Source organism: Curtobacterium sp. VKM Ac-2889 (assembly GCF_015350855.1).
GTDB classification, from domain to species: Bacteria; Actinomycetota; Actinomycetes; order Actinomycetales; family Microbacteriaceae; genus Curtobacterium; species Curtobacterium poinsettiae.
In genome coordinates this window covers 696,277-720,980 of the sequence record NZ_JADKSC010000002.1, presented here as the reverse complement: position 1 = coordinate 720,980, position 24,704 = coordinate 696,277, and the positions used below count along the sequence as shown (strand labels likewise).

The following is a 24,704-nucleotide window of genomic DNA, read 5'->3' as shown; positions in this document are numbered from 1 at the left end:
TTCGGGGCTGGTGCTGTGATCCGCGCTATGTTCCTGTCGTCCGGCGCGCGCGCGCTCGGGCTCCCTGTGACAGCACTGGCAGCCGCATTGACGACCTTCCTGATCGTCGACTCCCGCGGCGCCGCTGCGTACGGCTACGTCATGCTGGTGGGCTTGCTTTTCCAACTGATCCCATTCGCTGATCTCGGGATGGGGGCAGCGGTCACGACGACTGTTGCCCTCAGCGGGCGCAGCGAGCCGGACCAAGAACGCGCGGACAAGACGATCCGCGCAGCATTCTGGCTGCTCGTTGCGTCCGGGTGCGTGGTCGTTCTGTTGGCACTCGTACTCAGTGCGGGCAGCGCATGGGGGCACCTCCTGCAACTACCAACCGAGCTGGTCGAAGACGCGCAGTGGTCGCTCTTGATCACCTTCGTGCCCTTCGCGGTCTCTCTACCCCTGGGCATCGGGCAACGAATGCTCCTCGGACTCGGCAAGAACCACTACGTGAACATGATCTCGGTCGGTGGTCCGATCATCGCGCTGGGTGCGACGTGGTTGCTCCTGCACGCAAACGCCCCGTCGCTCTACCTCGCGGTCGCCACCCCACTGGGTGTCCTACTGGTCTCGGCCCTCTGTTTCGTTGTCGCAGTACGGAGATACCAGCGTCCTCTTCGTGGCCTCCTGAATCCGTCTGGCATCGAACGGAGAACCGTACTCGAGGTCTGGCATTCGGCTGGACCCATGCTCGTGATCAGCATCGCGGTTCCGATCGCGCTGCAGAGCGACCGGCTCGTGCTCTCGTGGGTGTCCAACGGCCACGCACTGGCCAGTTACTCGGTCGGCGCCCAGTTCTACACCCCGACGTTCTCACTCATCTCCACAGCCGCAGTCGCGCTGTGGCCAATTTTTTCTCGCGAAACCACCAACGCGCTCCGGCAATGGCGACGCGCACTGCTTGTACTCGTCGGGATCGGCACGCTGGCAGGTGGACTCTACGTTCTCCTCATTCGGCCCGTAGCATCGTTGGTGACGAAGTCTGAAGTGCCGGTCGACCTTCCGCTGGCCGTGGCCTTCGGCGTGCTCATCGTGGTCATGGCGGCGCATCAACCGTCGGCGATGATGTTGACAACTCCTCCTGGTCTCCGTTTCCAAGCAGTGTGCGTTGTGCTGATGCTGCTGGTGAATCTGCCGCTGTCGGTCTACCTTGCTTCATTCATGGGAGCACCGGGCCCGATCTGGGCGTCCGTGATCTCTGCCGCGCTTGTTCAGCTGCTGCCTATCGGCGTTCGCGCAGCGCGGCATGCGCGCGATCGAGCCGAATCGACGGAGCGAGCATGAGCCGGAGTCCTCGCCGTCATGTGACTGTCTACGACCCGAACGGACAGAATCCCTACGGAAACGAGCTCGCGCTGATCCTTCAGGGCACGGGGAGGACCGTGGACCACTGGGTGTCGGCGTCGCGGACGTATCAGAACGCGAGTGGTATTCGAGTCAGGAGTAGCCTTGGCGGGCCGGTCCAAGATTCGCAGCGTCGAATAGTTACCGCAATCCGCCGCCTCCTCGTGCCGGTGCGCGCCATCTTGTTCGCTCCACGTGATTCTCCGGTTGTGGCCGCGTGGACCGTCGACACGTGGGATACGTTGGTTCTGGGGGCTCGCTCGCTCTTCAGCGACGACGTGTTCGTGGTGTTGCACAATCCTCGTCAAGTTCAGGGTCGTGCCGGGAAACGTTGGCGACTCGAGCGTTTGGTCCTTCGCCGAGCTGTCATCTGCTTGCATTCGGACCGCCTTGCTGCTCTGGCCGCCGCCGACTTCCCTCGGCGCGCTGTGACACCCCATCCTCCGTATTTGAGCATGACGCAGTCGTCACCGACGTGGAATCCAAGCCGTGTGACCGCGCGTGGGGGGCTACCGCGAGTCGGCTTCATCGGTGAACCCCGCTTGGACAAGGGTGTTGCTGACCTCGAACAGATGGCAGAACGTGTCTCGGTTCGGTTCGAATTGTGCATCCTGAGCTCGAAGCGTCTACCGAGCGGGCTCGCGGAACGTATACGAGCACTGGGTCACGAGGTGACGGAGATGGCTGACGGCGGTAGGCCCACTGACGAGGAGATCGTGTCCGCTCTTCTCGAATCCGTGGTGGTTGTTGCTCCTTACAGAGCGGTGACCGAAAGCGGCTCCATCCGTCTGGCGACCGCGGTGGGTGTTCCGGTCGTCGCGTACAACACCGACGGCGTCCGAGAACTCCTGCCAGACAGCCAGTTGGCCAATGACGTCGGTCTGTTGTCGAGCCTCGTTGAAGCACGGCTGGTGGATCCGGGGCTCCCGAGCGCGCAGCTGAGTCTCTCGCTCCAGTCGGAACTGGCGATGACGGCGTGGGAAGGGATCCTTGATGGCTAGTACCGAGCGTCCGTTGATCAGCATCATCATTGCGACGTATAACGCGGGCAGCTTCATTGACCGGACCCTGCGGTCGGTCGCGAGCCAGGAACTCGAAGGCTTCGTCATCGAAGTCGTACTGGTCGACGGCGCTTCCACCGATGACACTCTTGATCGTGTTCGTGCGTCCGGACTTCCGATCGTCCTCCGAAGCGAGCCGGACGAGGGGATATACGACGCAATGAACATCGGTGCCGGGATGGCGTCGGGCCGCTGGGTCCAGTTCCTCAATGCTGGAGACACGTTTACTCGCAGTTACAGCCTCTTGCGAGTCGCCAAGGTTCTCGATCGCCTTTCTGGCACTGGAGTCACGTGGGCCGTTGCAGGAGCCCAGAACCTCCAGGGTGGTGCGGGACCTGCTCGAATCATCGAGAATCTCCCCTACAAGCGATGGAAGCACTTGTTCGGCCTCCAGCCGCACTGCCACCAAGCATGTTGGTTTGCAACCGAGCGTTTCCGGGGCATGGGAGGACATCGGTTGGATATGGGAATAGTAGCTGACTACGACCTCATTTCCAGATTCGGTTCCGAAGTTACGCCAGCATCCGTGAACGACGTCGTCATCGACTACCTTGGTGGAGGAATCTCCGAAGTGTCGGCGAAGGACATTGCGGACCGCCTGCACGAGGCGCGTTCTCGTCGTTTCGAACTGGGATGGTTCTTGCGGGCGGCGGACCGTGTATTTTCCCGTGTCATCGGGCTGCTCAACGGGTTGAGGATACGAGCCGGGGCGGTCCGACAGAAGTTGCAAGTTCGTCGGAGCGAGTGACCGATCCCGCGCTACGGCCGAGCATTGTGGTCGCCAGAAGGGCGACGCAGAATACCGTTTGGTAGAGATTAGAGCCGATCGGGGAGAACGCGAGGTTCCACAGTGTTATCACGCTGAGGAATACAACTAGCGGGCTTGAAACGGTTCCGGATGCGCTTGCGGTGAGGCTTCGAGCCGCAAAGAATGCCAGTGTCAAGGCCAGGAGAATCCCCGGTATTCCAAAGCTGACCCAAAGATCGCTCGTGATTGAATGCAGTTTGAAACCAGTGCCGAAGAGGTAGTCCCGCACGTACTGGCCGGTCAAGTCAAGCCCTCGACCGGCAAGGCCCTGTTGTCCGATAGCCACATCAGCCGCCGAAGGCAGGACGCCGGGCCCGTACCCCAGCGGGCGGTGGACGAACAGCGCGGCTGCCGCACCGGACTCGCTTCGACCCGACGTAAGCACGGAACCGGACGCCTTGAGTTGAGCGGTCGTGACGATTCGGTTCCGTTCACCCAGGTACCCAGCCAGAGCTAGAGCGACTCCTGCTGAATAGACGACAGCGCCAGAGGCGATCAGGCCGGCGACGGCGAGTATCGACCGGCCTGGTGTTCTGCGTCGGCGTGCCCGCGGCATCAGAACCACGATGAGCACGACGGCCACGAATCCGAAGTAGCTCCGGTCACCGGCCGATATCGCCACGCCCGCGATCACGGCGAGGGCTAGGAACGTAGGGGCAAGAGCCTTCGACCGCGAGGTCATGGCGAGGAGGATGACTGAAACCGGGAAGGCGAGGCCGAACTTCCAGATGTTGCCCTCCCATGTCTCGGGGGTCGCAAGTACCTCGACGGTCGACCCCACCGCGAATGCGATGGCAACGCCTGAGATGCTGAGGACTCCGCGAGACCAGACCAGGACCGGGATCAACACGTACGCGGCACACGCGACCGAACTGACGGTGACCCAGAAGTAGCTGACGTTGACCATGTGGTCCCTCTGGGCGAACGCGGTCAAGACGAATCCTGACGCCAGCGTGATCAACACGACCAGGCTCAGAAGCTTGAGTCCTCTTTGCCGGACGAGCGTTCGGAGGACGACCGGGAGGAGAGGGATTGCGAGAAGGAACCCCCATGAGAGAACGCTCGACGCAAACGGGACTCCGACGTGGATGGGAAGTAGGAAGACCAACGTCCGGGCCGCGAGCCTGGACCAGGTGGAGCTTCTGTCTGACTCGATGGGCACTTTCGTCTTCTCAATCAATTCGATCACCCGTCGCTTTACGAAGGACGGTCAGCCATCGCTGAGCAACGCGTTCCCAGCCGAACTCCGCAGCAGCGACTTCGAGCGCAGCTTCCCGGAGGGTCGATTGCTCTTCCGCAGCGAACTGCTGCACAAGAGTCGCAACGTCGTCCGGGTCAGGCGAAGCAACCAACTTCACCGCCCGCGAGTAAGCAGCAACTGACGCCGCCTGTACATGTTCACTCGCGACCACGGGAACCCCGTTGGCCAGAGCTTCAGCGACGACGATGCCGAAGTTCTCGTCCTCGCTGGGTAGCAGGAATACGTCGGCGTCTTGGAAGATCCGTCTCTTGGCTTGTCCCGTCACTTCGCCGACGAAACGTACGCTGTCATCGAGCGAATGTTCGCGGGTCAAGCGCTGGAGGTTCGTGAGCTCGCTCCCGGCTCCTGCGATCACGAGCTGTGCCGCGATCCCCATGGACCTGAGCTTGCTCAAGGCGAGGATCGCGACATCGATCCGCTTCTTCTCGGCAAGCCTGCAGAGCGTGAGAAGACGAAGGGGCGGCGTCACCTCGCGGAAAGTCGGAGCGCCGACCATGGAGGTGCCTACTCCACAGACAGTGGCAGTCACACCGGGAAGAACGACCGTGGCATCTTCGGCTTCTCTGCTAGACCCGACTGCCAGGGCTCGCACTGTGCGACGCACGAGGGGACGGATCGCCCTGCGGAACCAGGCCTTCTTCACGCTCTTCTTCGAGGTCTCGTAGGACGTCAACGCGCCGTGTGGCATGAGGACCACGGGTTTGCGGAGGAAGAATGCCGCTATCAGTACCAAGGGAATCCAAGGCAGGTAGAACCCGTGGACGATCACCACGTCGTGCTGGCGCAGAGCACGGACGGCAGAGGTCAACGAGATCAGCTCGGCGTCGTGGTTGTCAGCTCGCCAGCTGAGCTGACGCGGGCCGGGGCGGCCATCGCGAGACCGCGGGACAGACGTACCCTCCAGGACGGAGGCCTCACGGTCTCCATGTATCCACACAAGGTCAACCTGCAATGCGGCGCTCGCGTTGAGCGCGCGGTTCAGTTCGAACGCATTCCGGGCGGGCCCACCGTTCGAAGTCGCAAGCGTGTCACATATCTGGAGAATGTGCATCAGCGCGTGTCCGGACCTGAACGCTGGAGCTCTCGAGTTTTCACGCCGATCTGCCAGTAGTACGAAGAAAGGGCGAACGCATAGTCGAATCCCGCGCGCCCGTCGAGGAATCCAGCGCGGAACAAGTACGAATACAGAAAGAACGCCGCCGGCTTGAAGGGTACTCGGTCGAAGAGCCGTCCCTGTCGAGATCGCCGCTGTGCGACGGCTGTCCGCACATCTCGTTTGACGCGAAGATGAGCTTCCCAATCGGAGTAGCGGTTGTGACGATCGAACCAGCTGCTCACGGGATCCTGATCATCGTGCAGAATTGCACCAGAGAGTCGCCCGGTCTGCCCGTCAACCTCAGGTTGATAATGTCCTTCTACTTCTCGGATCCCCGGAACGAGCTCGTCGCCAACGTCTGGGAAGCGGCATCTTCCGGCTCTCAAGAGAGAGCGCTTGGTCACCTTGTGGCCGTGTCGGAGAACGGTGCCAGCAAATCTGTAGCGCAGCGGGAGATCGTAGGCGCTGTAGCTGCCGGAATCTGCCCGCAGCACCGCTTCGAGTTCAGTGAGGAGCTCATCGGTAGGGGTCTCGTCGGCGTCTAGGAGCAGGGTCCAGTCGAGTTCTGTATGGACATTCTCGAGCGACCACTGCTTTTTCTTGGGATACTGACCGTCCCAATCGAACTGGAGTACTCGAGCGCCATGAGCCAGTGCGATTTCGGCTGTTCGGTCGTCGCTCCGTGAGTCAACAACGGTGACTTCGGCGAACCTGCCGAGCTTTGAGAGCGTGTCACCGATCTGGGCTTCTTCGTTCTTCGCGAGAACGATCACTGAAATCTGCAGGAGGCCGCTTGACCGGCGGGGGGAGTTCATGCTCGAGTCTCAGTTTCTGGTTCGAGGTCGGTATCGAGTGCACGTATGAGGCGGGCTGGAACCCCGGCGTAGACGGAGTTGTTGGGGATGTCGCTCGTGACGACTGCACCGGACCCGACGACGCTGCCGGAACCGATTGTCACTCCCGGGAGGATCGTGGCGCGCGAGCCGATCCAGGTGCCGTCGCCTACCACGATCGGTCGAACTACCGCCGGACCTGCTCTCCGTCCCGCTTTCGCGAGTTGGTGTGTAGCGGTGGTGAAGAGGACCTGGTGACCGATAGCGCAGTCCTTCCCGATCGTGATCTGTTCGGAGAGGTCGAGGTAGATGCCCTCGTTGAGAAAGGTCCTCGCGCCAACGGTGAGGTTCGCTCGCCCCGCTATGGTCACGTGCGCGTTGATCACTGCGCTCCGATTTATGTCGCTCCCGAGGCGTCCAAGCGCTCTTGAGCGTAGTAGGCGGGGGAATGAGCGCTGCCTGATGAGATGGTGCACGATCCCGGTGGTTGAAGCGAAAAACACCTCTCTGAGCAGGGCCCTCGCGGCCGTGATGCTCTTGCTGTGCGATCTGCGGCTCATCGGTTGCTCTCCGGACGGGGGAAGCGCCAGCCGACTTGGACGGCCGGATTCCCTCCGTAAATGGCGTTCTCGGGGATGCTATCGCTGACGAGACTCATCGGGCGGACGAGGGCGGACCTGCCAATCCTCACTCCGCCGGTGACCATGGAACGCGAGGTGATCCACGCGCCGTCGTCGATGACGACGGGCCTCGTAAGCAAAGCCATGTCTTTACGGTAGGCGTGGCTCCCGGTCGTGATGAAAGTCTCTTGCGAGATGACGACATCGTGTCCGATGCTAACTTCGGCCTGGTTGTGTATCCAAACTCCCTCGCCGATCCACGAATCTGCACCGATGCGCAGCTTCCACGGAAAACGCACTCTGGTGCGAGGTCTGTACACGACACCCGCCTCGATATCGGCCCCAAACCGTCGCAGTGCCCATACTCGTAAGCGAGAGCTGATCTGCCATGGATTGGTCACAAGGATGAGTTCGACGACTGACCAAAGGGCAACGAAGATGAAAGGGCGGTCCCAGGACGCACGTTCGCCGGGTGCCAAGCGGAGCGAGATCACGGGGACGGTCTGATCATTCAGAGGTTCTGACGCTCGTTCCACTTTCGCTCCTCGGATTATTACTGGCAACCGAGGCTCGGGCGCCCCAGGTCAGCATAGTTCGTGCGGGGCTCCGTCGAGGGGATCTCGTGTTCGGCGCCCTCGGGCCGACGGGTGGGCAGCGGCCCCTTCCAGCGCCGCTCGGTGAGGGTACGAAGTCTCCCTCGCCCGTAGGACCGGCATCGCAGGGGCACGCGGAGGAGCACGGCTGGTTGCTCTGTTACCGCGCCCACGCACGTGTTGATTTGACCGACCGTAGGCGCCTCGGCTGGCCAGCCGATCGGATCAGGCTTCTCAGCCAGTGTGCAACGGGCAGCTTCGTGGAGCAGTCCCCTTGCGAAGTGGCATCACCACCACCAAGCCTTGGCCTTCGCTGATGCCAGCCGGTAGGTCTTCGGCCCCTCACGCTCCCGGATCTTCCGGGCAGGCACGCCCCCGTAAAGCCCGTACGGCGCCAGATCTTTCGTCACGACGGAGCCCGCGGCCACGACGGCACCTTCTCCGATCGATACGCCTGGGAGGACGGTGACTCGCGTACTCAGCCAAACGTGATCGCCGATGGTCACCGGAGCAGAGACGTAGTCAAAGTCAGCTGAGTCCCACGCGTGCTGCGCAGTCCAGATGTGAACTTGCGTCGATAGATTGACGTCGTTCCCCAGTGTCAAACCGCCGCGAGCATCCAGGATCGCGCCATCTCCGACGCTCGTACGCGCCCCGATACGGAGCCGACGCGCGGATCTGACCTGGAAGCCGTGATAAAGCGTCGCGGTACCGTCGATTTCCGCGCCCCACGCGCGCAGCGCGCTCACGCGCGCAGCATGAAGCGGCAGGCGCGCCACGATCGCGAGCGTCGCCATCTCAACGTTCCCGATCCGCGAGCCGACGAACGATCGTAGGCTCATCGGAGCCTCTGGGGCTTCGAGGGAAGTTTCGGCCGATCCGACATGGCGCGACCATACCAGCGCGCGGGTTCTCGGAGTTCGTCGTCAACTCTCCCGACTGCTGCCGAGCGGGCCGGATGCCAGCGCACCGCTGCGATGGTGCCGGGGGTCTCGTGGCTGTTTGCCCTACTCGTCCCTCCGCTCTCCGTAGACAGGCAGCTGTTATGTTCACACCGTGAACCCGTCGCCCTCCGTCCTGCTGGTCGGACTGAACTACTCGCCGGAGAGCACTGGAATCGCTCCATACTCGGCTGGGATGGCGGAGGAACTCGCCGCCCGCGGGTGGCAGGTCCGCGTGATCTCTTCTTTCGCTCACTACCCGCAGTGGTCTTTCCGTGGGGGGCGTCCCCCGCGAAAGGAAGTGCGTATCGAAGGCGCGGTCCGAGTGGTGCGCCGGCGGCACGCGTTGCCGAAGAAGCCTGGCGGTGTTGCCCGAGCTCTGTCCGAGCTGTCGTTCGGCCTGGCAACGCTCACAGAAGCGTTCGGGCGTCCCGACGCAGTTGTGCTCGTTTCTCCGGCGCTGATCTCTTCTGCGCTCGCCCTTGTGAAAGCCAAAGTGATCACGAGGCGTCCCGTGATCGTGTGGGTTCAAGATCTGTACACACTCGGTGTGAAGGAACTCGGCGGTCGACGATCCGCGCTCGCCGGGCGAGCCATTGCCGCCATCGAAAGATGGGTCCTGCGTTCCTCCGACAAGGTCGTCGTGATCCACGAACGCTTCCGCGACACAGTCGTTCAGGAGTTCGGCCTTCAGCCTGGGGCTGTTGCGGTTGTGCGGAACTGGTCTCACCTGGCCGACATTGAGCCGCCGAACCGGGGAGATGCACGGGTTGCGTTCGGTTGGGAACCGGAGCACTTTGTGGTGCTGCACGCGGGCAACATGGGATTGAAGCAGGGACTTGAGAACGTTGTTGCGGCGGCGCGTCTCGCGAATGCTCAACGCAGCGATGTGCGCTTTGTCCTTCTCGGCGACGGCAATCAGCGAGAGCGCCTCGCGGAGCTCTCGTCGGACGTCCCGACCCTGTCCATGATCGGGTCGCTGCCAGACGACCAATTTCGGCTGGCCCTTTCGGCTGCTGACGCGCTCTTGGTGAACGAGCGAAGTGGTATCGAGGGCATGGCCGTGCCGAGCAAGCTCACTTCGTATTTCAGTACTGGTCTGCCGGTGATCGCGGCGACAGATCACGGCAGCATCACCGAGAGCGAGGTCTTGTTGGCGGCGGCTGGCCCAGTCGTCCGACCTGATGACCCGCAAGCGCTGCTTGATGCGGCTGCTTCACTGCAGTCGGACCCTGCCCTCGCGGCCAAGATGGGTGAGAATGGTCGTCAATTTCGAACGAGTCAGCTCGACCCGCGAGCTTCCTTCGATAGGTTTGCTCAGCTACTGAAGGCTCTGACTGCAGGCCGAAAGACAGACGCATCAAGCGAATCGGGGAACGATTGACCAAGCGCGCGCTCATCACGGGCATCACCGGACAGGACGGGTCGTACCTGGCCGAACTGCTCCTTCGTAAGGGGTACGAGGTGCACGGCTTGATCCGTCGTGCTTCGACGTTCAACACGTCGCGGATCGACCACCTGTACGTGGACCCGCACAACCCCGACGCCAAGTTGTTCCTGCACTACGGGGACCTCGGTGACGGTGCCAGGCTCGTCAGCCTGCTCAGTGAACTGAAGCCGGACGAGGTCTACAACCTGGCGGCGCAGTCACACGTGCGTGTGTCGTTCGATGAGCCCGAGCACACGGGTGACGTGACCGGCGTGGGCACGATGCGCATGCTCGAGGCCGTCCGCGTGTCAGGCATCCACACGCGCTTCTACCAGGCGTCCTCGTCCGAGATGTTCGGGGCCACCCCGCCGCCGCAGAACGAAGAGACGCCGTTCTGGCCGCGTTCTCCGTACGGTGCCGCGAAGGTCTACAGCTACTGGGTGACGCGGAACTACCGCGAGGCTTACGGCATGTTCGCGGTGAACGGCATCCTGTTCAACCACGAGTCGCCGCGTCGCGGCGAGACGTTCGTCACCCGCAAGATCACGCGCGCGGTGGCTCGGATCAAGGCCGGCCTCGAGGACCACGTGTACCTCGGCAACCTCGACTCCGTCCGTGACTGGGGGTACGCGGCCGAGTACGTCGAGGGCATGTGGCGGATGCTGCAGGCCGACGAGCCCGACGACTTCGTCTTGGCGACCGGTGGCAACTTCACGGTCAAGGACTTCCTGACCACGGCGTTCTCGCACGCTGGCCTGAACTGGGAGAACCACGTGCGGTTCGACGAGCGCTACTTGCGACCGAGCGAGGTGGATGCCCTCGTCGGTGACGCCTCGAAGGCCAAGGAGAAACTCGGCTGGGAGGCGACGGTCGACACCGCGGAGCTGGCGCGGATCATGGTCGACGCCGACATCTCGGCGCTCGAACACGAGGGCCGACCTTGGATCGACACCGTCCGACTCGAGAGCTGGGGTTCCTGATGGACACCGCCGACTTCACCCCCGGTCCGATCGACCGGGTTGATCGTGTCTACGTGGCGGGCCATCGCGGCCTGGTCGGCTCGGCCGTCTGGCGCAAGCTTGAGTCGGAGGGCTTCACGGACCTGATCGGGCGGACCTCGTCCGAGCTCGACCTGAAGGACCGCAGCGCCGTCTTCGCCTTCTTCGCCGAGCAGCAGCCGAAGCACGTCGTGCTCGCCGCCGCGAAGGTCGGTGGGATCATGGCGAACAACACCTACCCGCACGACTTCCTGAGCGAGAACCTGCAGATCCAGGTCAACGTGATGGACGCCGCGGTGGAGCACGGTGTCGAGCGCCTCGTGTTCCTCGGTTCCTCCTGCATCTACCCGAAGATGGCCGAGCAGCCGATCCACGAGGACGCGCTGCTCACCGGCCACCTGGAGCCCACCAACGACGCGTACGCCATCGCGAAGATCGCCGGCATCCTGCAGGTGCAGGCTGTCCGTCGACAGTTCGGTCGTCCGTGGATCTCGGCCATGCCGACCAACCTCTACGGCCCGGGCGACAACTTCTCGCCGACCGGTTCCCACGTGCTGCCGGCGCTCATCCGCCGGTACGACGAGGCCGCCCGCAGCGGTGCGTCGACGGTGGAGAACTGGGGGACCGGGTCGCCCCGTCGCGAGTTCCTGCACGTCGACGACATGGCGGCCGCGGTGTTCCACCTGATGGAGCACTACGACGGTCCTGACCAGGTCAACGTCGGGACCGGTTCGGACGTCACCATCAAGGAGATCGCCGAGACGATCGGCAAGATCGTCGGGTTCGAGGGTGAGACGGTCTGGGACACCAGCAAGCCGGACGGGACGCCGCAGAAGCTGCTCGACGTGTCGAAGCTGGCGGAAGCCGGGTGGACGGCGCAGATCGGCCTCGAAGACGGGCTCCGCAGCACGATCGACTGGTACCGCGAACACGCGGATTCCGTCCGTCAGTGATGGGTGCTGGACCCACCGGACCGTAGGATCGCCTCATGTCCGACGCGCCCGAGTCGCGACGCACTGCAGTTCACCGGGGGTCCAGGGCCCGGATCGTTCTGTGGGTCGTCCTCGCCCTTGTCCTGCTGCTCATCCTCGCTGTCGCCTGGGTGGGGATCCGTGCCTACCTGGCGAAGGGGCATCTGGAACGCGCAGTCGGTGACGTGGACACGCTGCGGTCACAGTTGACCGGTGGTGACCCTGCCGCGGTCCAGAAGACCGCCGCGCGTCTCGAAGACGAAGCGGCGGCGGCTCGTTCCCTGACCGGCGATCCCGTCTGGGGCGCGGCGCAGCACGTGCCCTTCTTCGGCGAGAACCTGCGTGCGGTGCGTGACGTCTCGGTGATCGTCGACGATGTCGCACGCAACGCCGTCACACCGGTCGCCGGTGCCGTCGGCGAGCTCGGATCGGACTCGTTCGCACCCAAGAACGGAAAGATCGACCTGCAGCCGATCGAGGACGCCCAGCCTTCGGTCGCCAAAGCGACCAAGACCCTCGCCGGGGCGCACCGCGACGCCGAGGCCATCGACGTCAGCGGCACGCTGTCACCGGTGACGACAGCGGTCGGCCAGCTGCGGAACGCGCTGTCGTCGGCGTCCGCGCAGGCGACGACCGCGAACCGCATCGTCCAGCTCGCCCCGGCCATGCTCGGCCACGACAGCGACCGGAACTACGTCCTGCTGTTCCAGAACAACGCCGAGCTCCGCGCCGGCGGGGGGATCCCGGGCGCAGTTGCGCTCCTGCAGGCGAAGGACGGGGCGATCAGTCTCCGCAACCAAGCGTCCGGCTCGTCGTTCGGACCGTACGACCAGCCCGTGCTACCGCTCACCGCGGACACTCGGGGGCTCTACGGGGACATCACCGGCGAGTACATGCAGGACGTCACGCTGACGCCGCGTTTCGACGTGTCGGCGAAGCTCGCGCGGGAGATGTGGAAGCAGAAGTTCGGGCAGCAGGTCGACGGTGTGCTGGCCATGGATCCGGTCACGTTGAGCTACATCCTCAAGGCGACCGGCCCGGTGCAGCTGCCGACCGGGGACACCCTGACCGCCGACAACGCGGTCAAGCTGTTGCTGAGCGACGTCTACGCGAAGTACCCCGACCCGGTGGCGCAGGACGCGTTCTTCGCTTCCGCTGCCAGCGCGGTGTTCGCCAAGGTGTCATCCGGCGGGTTCGACACGAAGGCCTTCGTGTCGGCCCTGACGCAGAGCTCGAGCGAGGGGCGACTGCGCCTCTGGAGCGTGGACAAGGCTGAACAGCGCCAGATCAGCGGGACGCCGGTCGCCGGGGAGCTCCCGACCGCCACTGCGGACGGACGGCAGCTCGCCGTCTACCTGAACGACGGCACCGGATCGAAGATGGACTACTACCTCGACAAGCGGGTATCGGTCGGCAGCTCGGTGTGCCGAAAGGACGGACGCCCGACGTCCGTCGTCCAGGTCACCATCAAGAACACGGCACCGGCTGACGCGGCGACGAGCCTGCCCGAGTACGTCACGGGTGGGGGCAACTTCGGTGTGGAGCCGGGCAAGATCAAGACGCTCCTCGCCGCGTATGCACCGGAGAACGCGATCTTCCTCGGCGCCACGAAGGACGGCAAGACGACACCGGTGCAGACCCAGACCGACGGCGGGCACCCCGTCGCGCAGCTGCAGACCCTGCTCGCGCCGGGCGAGAGCCTGACGTACCGGGTGGCGTTCCTGGGCGAAGCGAAGTTCGGGAGGGCTCCCGTCAGCGCGACCTCGACCCCCGGCGTCCGCTCCACGAAGACCCAGCCGCTGACGTTCTCGTGTGAGGACCCACTCGCGGCGGGCTGACGAGCACTCATTCCTTCGAAAGATCCGTTGAGCGCGAAGGGCACGCCCCCACTCCGGGGGGCATCCCACCTGCCTGTCCGACCGCAAAGACTCCTGATGTGACGGTCAGGACGACTGTGGCGCCACGGGGACTGCCGATTGACCAGGGGTTTTCCTGACGGATGTCCGCAGAAAGGTCGACAGGGGGTGCTCGGGCGCCCGATCGAGCACGGTGAACACATGACGACCAATGACCGAAATCCAAACGATCTGGCACATCGCTGTGAAAACCCGCTAGATTGAGGGAACTTCGCCATAACACCCGCCATAACCATGGCCTGGGTTCGGACCGGCGAGGGAGCGGGCTCTGGGCGTCAGGGTCTGGAAACCAGATCTTTAGGGGAACCATTCATGAAGAAGCTCATCGCAGCGGTGGTGCTGGCTGGCGCCGCACTGCTCGCCACTCCGGCCGTCGCCAACGCCGCCGGGTACACGCCTGACTCCGACGTCTCCGTCTCCGGCAGCGCCGTCGCCGGTGGCACCGCGGCCGTCAGCTTCACGCCGGGTGCCTTCCAGGACAACGAGACCGTCAACGTCCAGGTCACCGGTGCCGGTGCGGTCACGCTCGGCGCCCTGCCGACCACGACCGTCTCGAAGTCCTACACGGCAGCGTCGGACGGCTCGCTCGTCGTCAAGGTCACGTTCCCCCAGGGCGCCTCGGGCACCTACAACCTGACCGCCACCGGCGCCACCTCGGGCGTCGTCGGCTTCGCGGCCTTCACCGTCGCCCCAGCTGACGCTGCTGCGGTTCCCGCAGCCGGCGCCGGCGCTGGCAACGGCACCGACGGCACGCTGGCCTTCACGGGTTCGACCGTCTCCGCCCTGGCCCTCTGGGTCGCCGGTGGCGCAGTCGTCCTCGGTGGTGGCCTCCTGCTGGTCCGCGGCTCGGTCCGCCGCCAGCGCGAGTCCGTCTGAGTCTCGACACACTGAACGAAGCCCCCGGAGCACCTGCTCCGGGGGCTTCTTCGCGCGCGGGGATCGTCGTCAGTGACGCCGGGCCGCACGGCTGAGGAGCAGCACGCCCGCCACGGCCCCCAGGAGCGCCCCCACGCCGTTCGCGACGACGTCGTCGATGGTCGCGGTGCGGGCCGGCAGGAACAGCGCCTGGCCGGTCTCGATGCACGCGCTGACGACGAGCCCCGTGGCGATGGCGGCCCACCACCACCGTGCACCGGCGAGCAGCACCACCAGCAGGCCGAGCGGCACGAAGTACACGACGTTCGCGAACGACTCGACCGCGGCGTAGTCGATGCGGTCCGGCAGCCCGTGACGGTGTGCGGCCGCGAGTGCACGGGTGAGCCACGGGCCGCCCGAAGCGTCGACGGGGGAGCCCCAGAAGCCGACGAGTGCCAGGGCGACGCCGTAGGCGACGGCCAACCCCGTCGCGAACCGACGGCTGCGCCAGGTGGCGGGTGCGCGGTCGTCGACGCGGGGCTTGTCGGAGGTCACATGCCGACGCTAGCGAGTCGCGCCTCCAGGCCGGTGACCGCACCGTTTCGTCCCCCGATCGCGTCGATCCGGAAAACGAGTACCCCGATCCTGGCCCTGTACCCCGGAAATGCGACGCACCTGCCCGGAAATCCGGGGCTGGCCGATGGGTCGCATTGACGGAACCCGTGAATCCACGGGCCTCGCTGGCGATCCCCGCGGCTGTTCTCGTAGCGTTCTGGTGTCAGCAGATGTACCCCGGATCGTGAAGGAGAGCGACATGAGCATCACCGTGAACAACGCGACGCAGGCCGAGGTCACCCTCGACACCGAGACCGTGGACACCATCGCGATCCTCGAAGCCGACGCAGAGCTCTCCTCGCGCCCGAAGCGCGCCAAGGTCACCTGGGTGCAGGAAGACCAGGGCGAGTGGATCGCCGGTTACGGCGGGTACTTCGGCGGCAGCGTCGACAAGCGGGACGACCGCTACGTGGCTTCCGACACCTTCGGACTCGTCGTGGGCGAGTTCGCCTCCCTCGAAGAAGCACAGACCAAGCTCGAGGACCAGCTGCACGTCATGCTCCCGCCGGTCATCCGGCCGGTCGAGTGACGACGGCGGACACCAAGACCCCCGGCGTCGACCGCGACGCCCGCACCACCCGGAACCACCGGCACCACCCAGTACGCAGCACAGCACGAAGGAGCAGCACCATGAGCACGACCGTCGCCCACCGCCAGCAGGCCGAGGTGACCCTGGACACCCAGACGATCGAGGTCATCGCCGAGATCGAGGCCCAGGTCGTGGCTCCGGTGCAGGCAGCCCCCGTCCACATCACGTGGGCGCAGGCCGACACCGGCCTGTGGGTCGCGAACTACGGCGGCTACTACGGCGGCACCGTCGACCGTCAGGGCACCCACTTCTTCGTCGCCGACACCTTCGGCCAGTACGTCGGGGACTTCCGCTCCCTCGACGAAGCGAAGGCGCGACTGACCGAGCGCCTGCACGTGGTGCTGCCGGACGTCATCCGTCCCACCGCTTGATCTGCTGCTGACCGCTCGCTGATCCTCGAACCCCCGCCGGCATGCCGACGGGGGTTCTTCGCGTATGCGTGCCAGCCCTGCCCTGTCCGCGTGGGGCGCGACCCTACGCGACGGGCTCGATGAGCTGCGGCCCGTCGTTCCGCACGCTGTTCACCGTGCGGGAGACCTCGTACTGCGCAAGTCCCGCGGCCACCGTCAGCGACTCGTGGTCGAGCAGGGCCAGCAGGTCGTCGGTGTGCAGGTCGCCGCCGAGCCAGTCGTCGTAGCCGTCCGGCGTCAGGAACGCCGGCATGCGGTCGTGGACCTCGCCCGGAGCGACGTGGGCGTCACGGGTGATGATCGCGAGCGACAGCCGCCACTTGTCCGGGTCGCCCTCGGGCTTCGTGGGGTCGGGCCAGGCGCTCACGACGCCGGCCATCGCCAGGGCGCCGCCGGGTTCGTGCACGAAGTGGGGTTCCTTGCCGTCCTCGCGCACCACCCACTCGTAGTAGCCCTGCGCCGGGACGATGCAGCGGTTCGTGGCGAATGCCCGCTTGAACATGCCGCTCGTCGCCACCGTCTCGATGCGGGCGTTGATCGGCTTCGGGCGCTGCTTCTGGAAGTCCTTCGCCCAGCTCGGCACGAAGCCCCAGCTGATCTGCGGCAGTTCCCGTTCGCCGTGCCGCTGGCGCACCGCGTACACGGGGTCGGTCGGGGCGACGTTCCAGCTCGGGGCGAGGCCGGGGTGCACCTCGCCGGTGTCCTGGTCGACGTGCTCGGTCCGGGCGGCGAGCTCGCCTATGAGCTCGGGCAACAGATCGGCCGTGGTGTCGGAAACGACGAACCTTCCACACATGCGCCCAGTGTGCCCGTCGCCGCCGACAGCGGTGCGGTGCGGTTCCTGCTCACGAAGTGGGGCGTGCGGGCGTCTCGGGTGCGGGCTCGAGGGACTCGGCGGCCAGGCGGGCGCGTTCGGAGCGGCCGAGGCGGACGAAGTACTCCGACAGCCCGACTGTGTACGCCGCGATCGCGAGCACGTGGAAACCGCTGGCGGCCCCGAGGACGAACGCCCCGAGGACGGCGACGAGACCCGAACCGAGCAACGGTGCGACGCGGGCGAGCATGCCGATCAGCCCCCGCCGCAGCAGGACCGTGTCGGTGCGGACGATGTCGCGGTGCTCCGGCAGGACCGGCACCGGACGACGCTGCACGTACAGCTGCGTGGCACCCCGCGCGGCGAGCTGCCACGAGGGCCGCACCTGCCGGCCGTTGATCGTCGTCGAGGGGTCCGGCGGCTGCCACGTCGGGATGCACGCGAACGTCAGGAGCCCGACGCCGAGCGCCAGCAACACCATCGCGACCACGCTGCGGACCGGAGTGGTCCCCGTCCAGTCGACCCGGGCCTCCAGGACGGCCATGCCGACCAGCGCGACGACCGCTGCGACGCCGGACCACACGGCGGCGCGTCGGACGCGTGCCGGATCGAGCACGTCCGTGACGTGCCGACGGAAGACCTGCCAGCCGAGCGTGAACACGGCTCACTCCTCCGGCAGTGCGAGCTTGCTGCCGCTCCGCGCGCCGGGGCGGCCGCGGGGTGGCAGGGGTGGAGGGACCGGCGGGAGTGCTTCGGCCTCGACGCGGAGTTGCTCCTGCCGGCCGAGGGTGCGCAGACCGCCGATGCCCGTGGTCGCGCCGGTGATGCCGAGGAAGAACCAGAACAGCGGCAAGCGGGACAAGCCGGTGCCGGCCGAGATCGCGGCGACGTCGACGATCACCACGGCGAGCAGGGCGGCCGCGCACCCGGTCAGGAGCAGGAGGCCGCCGAGCGCCGAGCGGACGAGCAGGTCGCGGGTCTCCGGCAGCCGGTCGAGGACGGCGTCGCGGTGCTTCGGGTCGACCGGGGGTGGGTTCCTGCGGTGGTACCGGGCAACGGCCTCCTGCGTGCGCCACCCGATGCCGGGGATCGGCGCGATCGCCCACCCCTTCGGCCCGGACGGCACGCAGGCGGCTGCGAGGCACCCGAAGCCCACGGACAGGAGCAGGCCGACGACGACCCTTCCGGCGGGCGGGAGCGGAGTGGCGTCGAACGCGTCCGTCGTCAGCGCGAGCACCACCAACCCGACGAACGCGACGACCACCGCGATGCTGCCGACGAGCCGGATGCGGCGGCGGCGCCGGGGGCCGACGAGTGCGGGGAGGCGCTCGCGGAAGACCTGCCACCCGATCTTGAACACTCATCATGTCTACCCGGTGCTGGTGCGGGGTGTCTGCGCGCGCTTTGCGCTCAGTGAGCAGAAGACGTCGGGTGCTGGCGGGGGACTCGACATCTTCTGCTCACTCGATGCGCGGCGTCCCGCGCCCTGCGCCCCGGCCGCGCCCGCACCCTCCCCACCCGGACACGCCCGAGCGCGCGGCGCCCGGAGCGCCCGCGCCCGCGACGTGGTGCTGCCCCTCAGCGATCGTCCAGGCGGGCACGGTGACCTCGGACCATGAGTCTCGACATCGTCTACACCGCCGCTGCCCACGCCACCGGGGGCGGCCGCGACGGGCACGTCCGCAGCGAGGACGACCGGCTCGACCTCGACACCCGCCCGCCCAAGGAGATGGGCGGCAGCGGCGAGGGCACGAACCCCGAGCAGCTCTTCGCCGCCGGGTACGCCGCGTGCTTCCTCGGTGCGCTGCACGCCGCCGGCAAGGAGCTCGAGCTCGACACCACCGGCGCCGAGGTCTCCGCCGAGGTCGGCATCGGCGGCATCGGCAACGGGGGCTTCGGCCTCGCCGTGGAGCTCGACGTCTACGCCCCGAACGCCCCCCAGGAGCAGCGGCAGCGTCTGGCCGAGCGCGCGCACGAGATCTGCCCGTACTCGAACGCCACCCGCGGCAACATCACGGTCACGCTGTCCATCGTCGACTAGCGTTCCGCCGGTGGTCCCCGACGAGACGCGCTGCCCCTGCCTGAGCGGCAACCCCTACGGCGAGTGCTGCGGCCCCCTGCACGCCGGGGCGGTGGCGCCGACCGCGGAACGGCTCATGCGCTCCCGCTTCAGCGCCTTCGCGCTGGGCCTGCCGGAGTACCTGCTGCTCACCTGGCACCCGCGCACGCGTCCGGCGGGCCTCGAGTTGGATGCGTCCCAGCGCTGGACACGGTTGGACGTGCTGGCGACCACCTCGGGAGGCCCGTTCGACTCCCACGGCACCGTCACGTTCCGTGCGTGGTGGCGTTCCGAAGACGAGCGCGGCACGCTCGAGGAGACGAGCGACTTCGTCCGCAAGCAGGGACGATGGTTCTACGTGGACGGGGTCGTCGCCTGACGGCTCCGCACCACGCCAGCTGACAGGAGCCCACATGCCCGCACGCGACCTCACCCGCTACGGCGAACGGACCACGGCCGCCGAGGTCGTCGACGGCCTCGACCTGACGGGGCGCACGGCGATCGTCACCGGTGCTGCGTCCGGCATCGGGGTGGAGACCGCCCGAGCGCTCGCCGGAGCCGGGGCCCGCGTGACGCTCGCGGTGCGGGACGTCGAGGCCGGCCGACGGGTGGCGGACGACATCGCGCGGACGACGGGGACGGACGCACCGGCCGTCGTCGAGCTGCACCTGGACCGGCCGGCCTCCGTCGCGGCCTGCGCTGCAGCGTGGTCCGGGCCGCTCGACGTGCTCGTCGCCAACGCGGGCATCATGGACGCGCCCGAGTCGTCCACGCCCGCCGGGTGGGAGTCGCACTTCGCGACCAACCACCTGGGGCACTTCGCCCTCGCGCTCGGGCTGCACGACGCCCTTGCCGCCTCGGGTTCGGCACGGATCGTCTCCGTGTCGTCGAGCGGACACGGTGGTTCGCCCGTCGTGTTCGACGACCTGTTCTTCCGCCGACGTCGCTACGAGCCCGGACTCGCGTACGGGCAGTCGAAGACCGCCAACGTGCTGTTCGCCGTCGCTGCCGGCCGACGGTGGGCCGCCGACGGCATCACCGCGAACGCCCTGATGCCCGGCGGGATCTGGACCGGGCTGCAGAAGCACTGGGACCCGGCGGTCCTGGCCGCCACGAAGCTCGCCGCGGCCGACGCCGTGAAGTCCCCGGAACAGGGAGCCGCGACCTCGGTCCTGCTCGCCACCGCACCCGAACTCGACGGGGTCACGGGTCGCTACTTCGAGGACTGCCACGAAGCAGCGGTGGTGGAGCGGATCGAGGACGGCCTGCACGGCGTGCTGCCCTGGGCGCTCGATCCCGACCAGGCCGATCGGCTGTGGGACGTCTCCGTCGCGCTGCTCGATGCCGAGGCGCGGTCCCGCGGCTGACCGAGGGCTGCCCGGTTCGGCTAACCGCTGATGACGGCGGGCAGGTCGACCGCGGTGCGCATCGCCCGGCGGACCCCGGCCTCGTCGGGGAGCAGCTCGTCCTCGTCGCCGGTCAGGAAGAACCGGATCTGCCCGATCGCCTGCTCGGTCAGCATGTCCAGGCCGTTCAGGACCAGCCCCCCGGCCTCGGTCCAACGGCTGGCGACCGCGGTGGGCCACGGTTCGTAGGCGACGTCGAACAGGACGGCGTCGGGTCCCGACGGCCGGACGTCCAAGGCGTCGGCGGCTCCGCCCGGCAGCGTCGACAGGACGAACCCGTGGTGGGTGCCGGTGAGTTCGGTCAACGGGTGGACCTCGAGCGTCACCCCGAGCCGGACGGCCAGGCCGACCAGCGGGTGCGTCTTCGCGGTGTCGCGGACGAACACCCGCACGAGCGAGGCACCGAGCCGGACGGCAGCGGTCAGGGCACTCGCCGCGGTGGCACCGCCGCCCAGGATCGTGGGCTCACCGGGCAGGTGTCCGAGCGCCTCGACCGGTCGGACGAGGCCCTGCACGTCGGTGTTCGCGCCGGCTCGCACGATCGTGGAGCCCTCGTGGCGGAACGCGACCGTGTTGGCGACCCCGAGCTCATCGACGAGCGGGGTCGTGCGGTCGAGCAGCGGAAGCACCTCGCGCTTGAGCGGCATCGTGAGGCTCAGCCCACGCCATTCCGGACCCAGCCCCGCGACGAACGCGGCGAGCCCGCCGGACGCGACCTCGTGCCTCCCGTACGTGAAGGGCAGGTCGAGCGCATCGTAGGCCGCTGCGTGGAGCGTGGGCGAGAGCGAGTGCGCGATGGGGGAGCCGAGCACCGCGAGGTGCGTGCGGCCTGGTTCGGTGAACGCCACGGTCACCCAGCCTAGCCAGCCGTTTTCTTGAGCACCCCGTTAGGTTAGGCTACCCTTCGTGAACCGTTCCCCCTTGCGTCTCCGACGCGTGCTCGCCGCGGCCGGCGCCGTCGTCGCCGCGTCCCTCGTCCTCGCCGGCTGCGCGTCCGGCTCCGGCTCCTCGACGGACTCCGCGTCCTCGGGGTCGTCCGACGCCGCGTTCCCGGTCTCGATCACGACCGGCCTCGGCACCACCACCATCGAGTCGGCACCGAAGCGCGTCGTCGCACTCGGGTGGGGCGACGCCGAGACCGCCCTCGAACTCGGCGTGCAGCCGGTGGGCGCGAGCGACTGGCTCGCCTTCGGTGGCGACGGTGTCGGCCCGTGGCTCAAGGGTGCGTACGACAAGTCCCCGAAGATCATCCAGACGCTCGAGCCGAGCTACGAGGACATCCTCAAGCTCAACCCCGACCTGATCCTCGACGTGAAGTCCTCGGGCGACAAGGAGCGGTACGACAAGCTGTCCGCGATCGCGCCCACCCTGGCGATCCCGAAGGGCGGCGCGAACTACCTCGCCTCGACCGAGCAGCAGACGACCATGATCGCGAAGGCGCTCGGCAAGGAGTCCGAGGGCAAGAAGCTGCTCTCCGGCCTCGACGACGCCTACGCCGCAGCACGCAAGGCGCACCCGGACTTCGCGGGCAAGACGGCCGTCGTCGGTGCCTACAGCTCCGAGGGCTTCGGGGCGTACGCCTCCACCGACAGCCGCTCGACCTTCATGCGAAACCTGGGCTTCGAGATCCCGAAGGCCATCGACCAGCAGGCCGGCAAGGAGTTCTCCGTGCACCTGTCCGACGAGAACCTCGACCTGCTCGACGCCGACCTGACGCTGATCCTGCCGATCTACGTGGACGCGTCCGAGGCTTCATCGAACAAGCTGTTCCAGAAGGTGCCGTCGGTCGAGGCCGGGCACGCGATCGTGTTCGACGACAAGGACGTGTCGTCGGCGTTCTCGATGGGCACCACGGCCGCGATCGAGTGGGCGCTCGACAAGCTGCCGGCGGAGTTCGAGAAGAAGCTCGGCTGACCCAGAGCGCTTCTCCACCGCGAAAGCGACAGGGTGCCGCCGATGTTCGGCGGCACCCTGTCGCTTTCGCAGTTCGGGGGATGAACTAGGCGCCGACGGTGGACCCCAGCAGCGCGAAGAGCAGGGCGATCAGGGGGAGCGTGCCCTGCTTGAACGCGGAGTTGACGTACTTCCGGCCGGAGCCGATCAGGACGACCGCTGCCCCGAGCATGCTCGCGGTGGAGAACACCACGAGCGTCCAGCCGCTCACCGTGTTGCCCGCGAGCACGAGCACGACGCCGAGGATGGCCCCGATCGCCAGGAACAGGTTGTAGAAGCCCTGGTTGAAGGCGAGCGAGCGGGTCGCCACGGCTTCGGTCTCGGAAGCGATGCCGAAGATCCGGCGCGCTTGCGGACTGGTCCAGATGACCGATTCGAGGAAGAAGATGTACACGTGGATGAGGCCCGCGAGGACCGCACAGACACCCGAGATCACCAGCAGGACCGACATGTGCACATTCTCGCAGGCGCGGGCGGGGTTCCGCTGCACGTCCGCCAGTAGGCTCGGACCATGAACGACGAGGTCACCCCGCCCGAGGCCGAACCGAGCGCGGAAACCAGCGCCGTCGCCGAACTCCGCAGCATCCGGCAGAGCATCGACAACATCGACGCCGCCGTGATCCACATGCTCGCGGAACGCTTCAAGTACACGCAGCGCGTGGGACACCTGAAGGCCGACTCGGGCATGCCGGCTGCCGACCCGGACCGCGAACGCACACAGGTCGCCCGGCTCCGGTCGCTCGCCACCGACTCCCACCTCGACCCCGCCTTCGCCGAGAAGTTCCTCAACTTCATCGTCGCCGAGGTCATCCACCACCACGAGCGCATCGCGGGCCGCGACGAATGAACGTCGGGCTGCCGTCGCTGCTGATCGGGTCGTACACGGCGACCGGCGGCGGGAACGCCACGGGCATCTCGCTGGTCGACGCCGGCCCGGTCGGAACCACTCCGGCGCCCCGGACCGTCGCGGTGCTCGACGACCCCTCGTTCCTGGCCGTCTCGGGTGACCGGGTCTACGCGGTCTCCGAGACGAACGACGGCGCCGTGTCGGCCTCCCGGCTGCAGGGCGGCGCGCTCGAGCACCTGTGGGACGCCCCCGCCGGTGGGGACGCCCCGTGCCACATCCGGGTCGACCCCTCGGGCGCGCTCGTCGTCACGAACTACGTCTCCGGCACCGTCACGGCGATCTCGTTGCTGGCAGCCGAGTCGCACGCGGCCTCGCTGACGGCGAGCGACGGTGTGGTGCTGCACGGTGACGCCGACCAGCGCTCGGTGCCGGCCGACGCGGCCGAGGTCGCCGTGCTGCCCGACGTCACCGGCCCCGACGAGGACCGCCAGGACGGCCCGCACGCGCACCAGTCGATCGCCACCCCGGACGGCACGGTCCTGGTCGCCGACCTGGGCGGCGACGCCCTGCACGAGTTCCGCATCACGGTGTCCGTCGACGGGGTCCCCGACATCGAGGCGGTCCGCGTGCACCACGTGGCACCGGGTGCCGGCCCGCGGCACATGACCTGGATCGACGGCGACCTGCTCGTCGCCGGTGAGCTCGACGGCCGCGTGTACCGGCTGCGTCGCGATGACTCGGGGTCGCTGGTGACGATCGCCGCGGTGCCCGTGTTCGACGGTGCCGTGGGGGAGTCGCTGCTCAGCCACATCGAGGTCGACGACGCCGGCCGTGTCTACGTGGCCGTGCGTGGGCGTGACCTGCTCGTGGTGCTCGACGCGCGTGACGGCGGGCTCTCCGTCATCGGGTCCGTTCCCTGCGGTGGGGTCTGGCCGCGGCACTTCGCGCGGGTGCCCGGGTTCGTGCTGGTCGCGAACCAGATGTCCGACGCGGTGGCCGTGCTGCCGCTCGACGCCGACGGCATGCCCGGCGAAGCCGTCGCGCAGATCCCGGTCGCCACCCCGACCTGCATCGTCCCCGTCTGACGCCGGCGTGTTCGTGCGTGCGAGCCTGCGTGACGCCGGCGTGTTCGTGCGTGCGTGCCTGCGTGACGCCGGCGTGTTCGTGCCTGCGTGACGCCGGCGTGTTCGTGCGTGCGTGCCTGCGTGACGCCGGCGTGTTCGTGTGACGCCCCGAAGTCGGGGGGGGG

The 24,704-nt window shown here is 67.0% G+C and carries 28 protein-coding genes; 16 read left to right on the top strand and 12 right to left on the bottom strand.

Going from position 1 to position 24,704, the window contains the following annotated elements; all coding sequences use genetic code 11:
* Window positions 1–27 precede the first annotated feature (27 nt).
* The 3 genes from ITJ50_RS09220 to ITJ50_RS09210 all read left to right on the top strand — a co-directional run bounded on the left by ITJ50_RS09220 (window position 28) and on the right by ITJ50_RS09210 (window position 3,189).
* Window positions 28–1,320, top strand: a complete 1,293-nt coding sequence (locus ITJ50_RS09220; protein WP_194590356.1) for an oligosaccharide flippase family protein — start codon at window positions 28–30, stop codon at window positions 1,318–1,320.
* A gap of 740 nt (window positions 1,321–2,060) precedes the next feature.
* Window positions 2,061–2,381 carry a glycosyltransferase gene (locus ITJ50_RS09215; RefSeq protein WP_194590355.1) on the top strand — a complete coding sequence of 107 codons (321 nt, stop codon included), beginning with the start codon at window positions 2,061–2,063 and terminating at the stop codon, window positions 2,379–2,381.
* 13 nt (window positions 2,382–2,394) lie between these two features.
* The gene (locus ITJ50_RS09210; protein ID WP_194590354.1) at window positions 2,395–3,189 is read left to right on the top strand and encodes a glycosyltransferase; all 795 of its coding nucleotides are present in this window, start codon (window positions 2,395–2,397) and stop codon (window positions 3,187–3,189) included.
* Here the strand turns inward: ITJ50_RS09210 and ITJ50_RS09205 are convergent.
* The 6 genes from ITJ50_RS09205 to ITJ50_RS09180 all read right to left on the bottom strand — a co-directional run bounded on the left by ITJ50_RS09205 (window position 3,125) and on the right by ITJ50_RS09180 (window position 8,494).
* Complete coding sequence (locus tag ITJ50_RS09205) at window positions 3,125–4,429, bottom strand: hypothetical protein (protein ID WP_194590353.1); 1,305 nt, start codon at window positions 4,427–4,429, stop codon at window positions 3,125–3,127. The genes ITJ50_RS09210 and ITJ50_RS09205 overlap by 65 nt on opposite strands.
* Window positions 4,422–5,561: a glycosyltransferase gene (locus ITJ50_RS09200; protein WP_194590352.1), complete on the bottom strand. Its 1,140-nt coding sequence runs from the start codon at window positions 5,559–5,561 to the stop codon at window positions 4,422–4,424. The genes ITJ50_RS09205 and ITJ50_RS09200 overlap by 8 nt, the downstream gene beginning before the upstream one ends.
* Window positions 5,561–6,421, bottom strand: a complete 861-nt coding sequence (locus tag ITJ50_RS09195) for a glycosyltransferase family 2 protein (RefSeq protein ID WP_194590351.1) — start codon at window positions 6,419–6,421, stop codon at window positions 5,561–5,563. Before ITJ50_RS09195 ends, ITJ50_RS09200 begins: the two co-directional genes overlap by 1 nt.
* Window positions 6,418–6,825: an acyltransferase gene (locus ITJ50_RS09190; RefSeq protein WP_194590350.1), complete on the bottom strand. Its 408-nt coding sequence runs from the start codon at window positions 6,823–6,825 to the stop codon at window positions 6,418–6,420. The genes ITJ50_RS09195 and ITJ50_RS09190 overlap by 4 nt, the downstream gene beginning before the upstream one ends.
* A 170-nt stretch (window positions 6,826–6,995) precedes the next feature.
* The gene (locus tag ITJ50_RS09185; protein WP_323749896.1) at window positions 6,996–7,553 is read right to left on the bottom strand and encodes an acetyltransferase; all 558 of its coding nucleotides are present in this window, start codon (window positions 7,551–7,553) and stop codon (window positions 6,996–6,998) included.
* 386 nt (window positions 7,554–7,939) lie between these two features.
* On the bottom strand, window positions 7,940–8,494 hold the full coding sequence (locus ITJ50_RS09180) for an acyltransferase (protein WP_194590349.1): 555 nt from the start codon (window positions 8,492–8,494) through the stop codon (window positions 7,940–7,942).
* Window positions 8,495–8,708: 214 nt separating this feature from the next.
* Between ITJ50_RS09180 and ITJ50_RS09175 the strand changes: the two genes are divergently transcribed.
* The 5 genes from ITJ50_RS09175 to ITJ50_RS09155 all read left to right on the top strand — a co-directional run bounded on the left by ITJ50_RS09175 (window position 8,709) and on the right by ITJ50_RS09155 (window position 14,783).
* On the top strand, window positions 8,709–9,977 hold the full coding sequence (locus tag ITJ50_RS09175) for a glycosyltransferase family 4 protein (protein ID WP_259575665.1): 1,269 nt from the start codon (window positions 8,709–8,711) through the stop codon (window positions 9,975–9,977).
* Window positions 9,974–11,002: a GDP-mannose 4,6-dehydratase gene (gene gmd, locus ITJ50_RS09170; protein ID WP_194590347.1), complete on the top strand. Its 1,029-nt coding sequence runs from the start codon at window positions 9,974–9,976 to the stop codon at window positions 11,000–11,002. The genes ITJ50_RS09175 and gmd overlap by 4 nt, the downstream gene beginning before the upstream one ends.
* Window positions 11,002–11,973 carry a GDP-L-fucose synthase family protein gene (locus ITJ50_RS09165; RefSeq protein WP_194590346.1) on the top strand — a complete coding sequence of 324 codons (972 nt, stop codon included), beginning with the start codon at window positions 11,002–11,004 and terminating at the stop codon, window positions 11,971–11,973. The genes gmd and ITJ50_RS09165 overlap by 1 nt, the downstream gene beginning before the upstream one ends.
* Before the next feature lie 35 nt (window positions 11,974–12,008).
* Window positions 12,009–13,829 (top strand): DUF4012 domain-containing protein, encoded by a 1,821-nt coding sequence (locus tag ITJ50_RS09160; protein ID WP_140448307.1) that lies wholly within the window; start codon window positions 12,009–12,011, stop codon window positions 13,827–13,829.
* Window positions 13,830–14,219: 390 nt separating this feature from the next.
* Window positions 14,220–14,783, top strand: a complete 564-nt coding sequence (locus ITJ50_RS09155) for a hypothetical protein (protein ID WP_140448308.1) — start codon at window positions 14,220–14,222, stop codon at window positions 14,781–14,783.
* Between the two features lie 69 nt (window positions 14,784–14,852).
* On the opposite strand, the gene ITJ50_RS09150 is transcribed toward ITJ50_RS09155, so the two are convergent.
* Window positions 14,853–15,317, bottom strand: a complete 465-nt coding sequence (locus ITJ50_RS09150) for a VanZ family protein (protein WP_140448309.1) — start codon at window positions 15,315–15,317, stop codon at window positions 14,853–14,855.
* A gap of 259 nt (window positions 15,318–15,576) precedes the next feature.
* Here ITJ50_RS09150 and ITJ50_RS09145 point away from each other — a divergent pair, with 259 nt between their 5' ends.
* Window positions 15,577–15,906 (top strand): hypothetical protein, encoded by a 330-nt coding sequence (locus ITJ50_RS09145; protein ID WP_056069418.1) that lies wholly within the window; start codon window positions 15,577–15,579, stop codon window positions 15,904–15,906.
* A gap of 101 nt (window positions 15,907–16,007) precedes the next feature.
* Window positions 16,008–16,337, top strand: a complete 330-nt coding sequence (locus tag ITJ50_RS09140) for a hypothetical protein (protein ID WP_214519769.1) — start codon at window positions 16,008–16,010, stop codon at window positions 16,335–16,337.
* A 103-nt stretch (window positions 16,338–16,440) separates the two neighbouring features.
* On the opposite strand, the gene ITJ50_RS09135 is transcribed toward ITJ50_RS09140, so the two are convergent.
* The 3 genes from ITJ50_RS09135 to ITJ50_RS09125 are packed head-to-tail and all read right to left on the bottom strand — an operon-like array spanning window position 16,441 to window position 18,550.
* Entirely contained in the window at window positions 16,441–17,172 is a 732-nt protein-coding gene (locus ITJ50_RS09135; protein WP_140448311.1) for an SOS response-associated peptidase, read from the bottom strand.
* A gap of 49 nt (window positions 17,173–17,221) precedes the next feature.
* A complete protein-coding gene (locus tag ITJ50_RS09130; protein WP_159557314.1) occupies window positions 17,222–17,851 on the bottom strand; it encodes a hypothetical protein in 630 nt (209 codons plus the stop codon).
* Window positions 17,852–17,854: 3 nt separating this feature from the next.
* Window positions 17,855–18,550: a hypothetical protein gene (locus ITJ50_RS09125; RefSeq protein ID WP_194590345.1), complete on the bottom strand. Its 696-nt coding sequence runs from the start codon at window positions 18,548–18,550 to the stop codon at window positions 17,855–17,857.
* Window positions 18,551–18,805: 255 nt separating this feature from the next.
* Between ITJ50_RS09125 and ITJ50_RS09120 the strand changes: the two genes are divergently transcribed.
* The 3 genes from ITJ50_RS09120 to ITJ50_RS09110 are packed head-to-tail and all read left to right on the top strand — an operon-like array spanning window position 18,806 to window position 20,616.
* Window positions 18,806–19,231, top strand: a complete 426-nt coding sequence (locus tag ITJ50_RS09120) for an organic hydroperoxide resistance protein (protein WP_017886283.1) — start codon at window positions 18,806–18,808, stop codon at window positions 19,229–19,231.
* Between the two features lie 10 nt (window positions 19,232–19,241).
* Complete coding sequence (locus ITJ50_RS09115) at window positions 19,242–19,628, top strand: YchJ family protein (protein ID WP_194590344.1); 387 nt, start codon at window positions 19,242–19,244, stop codon at window positions 19,626–19,628.
* A gap of 34 nt (window positions 19,629–19,662) precedes the next feature.
* The gene (locus ITJ50_RS09110; protein WP_194590343.1) at window positions 19,663–20,616 is read left to right on the top strand and encodes an SDR family NAD(P)-dependent oxidoreductase; all 954 of its coding nucleotides are present in this window, start codon (window positions 19,663–19,665) and stop codon (window positions 20,614–20,616) included.
* 20 nt (window positions 20,617–20,636) lie between these two features.
* Here ITJ50_RS09110 and ITJ50_RS09105 read toward each other — a convergent pair whose 3' ends face one another.
* Entirely contained in the window at window positions 20,637–21,503 is an 867-nt protein-coding gene (locus tag ITJ50_RS09105) for a shikimate dehydrogenase family protein (RefSeq protein ID WP_031259323.1), read from the bottom strand.
* 58 nt (window positions 21,504–21,561) lie between these two features.
* Here ITJ50_RS09105 and ITJ50_RS09100 point away from each other — a divergent pair, with 58 nt between their 5' ends.
* Window positions 21,562–22,569 (top strand): iron-siderophore ABC transporter substrate-binding protein, encoded by a 1,008-nt coding sequence (locus ITJ50_RS09100; RefSeq protein ID WP_031259322.1) that lies wholly within the window; start codon window positions 21,562–21,564, stop codon window positions 22,567–22,569.
* 85 nt (window positions 22,570–22,654) lie between these two features.
* On the opposite strand, the gene ITJ50_RS09095 is transcribed toward ITJ50_RS09100, so the two are convergent.
* A complete protein-coding gene (locus ITJ50_RS09095; RefSeq protein WP_017886278.1) occupies window positions 22,655–23,059 on the bottom strand; it encodes a DUF1304 domain-containing protein in 405 nt (134 codons plus the stop codon).
* Between the two features lie 60 nt (window positions 23,060–23,119).
* Here ITJ50_RS09095 and ITJ50_RS09090 point away from each other — a divergent pair, with 60 nt between their 5' ends.
* Both ITJ50_RS09090 and ITJ50_RS09085 read left to right on the top strand, forming a co-directional pair.
* Window positions 23,120–23,455 carry a chorismate mutase gene (locus ITJ50_RS09090; RefSeq protein ID WP_017886277.1) on the top strand — a complete coding sequence of 112 codons (336 nt, stop codon included), beginning with the start codon at window positions 23,120–23,122 and terminating at the stop codon, window positions 23,453–23,455.
* Window positions 23,452–24,540 (top strand): lactonase family protein, encoded by a 1,089-nt coding sequence (locus tag ITJ50_RS09085; protein ID WP_194590342.1) that lies wholly within the window; start codon window positions 23,452–23,454, stop codon window positions 24,538–24,540. The genes ITJ50_RS09090 and ITJ50_RS09085 overlap by 4 nt, the downstream gene beginning before the upstream one ends.
* Window positions 24,541–24,704: the final 164 nt, after the last annotated feature.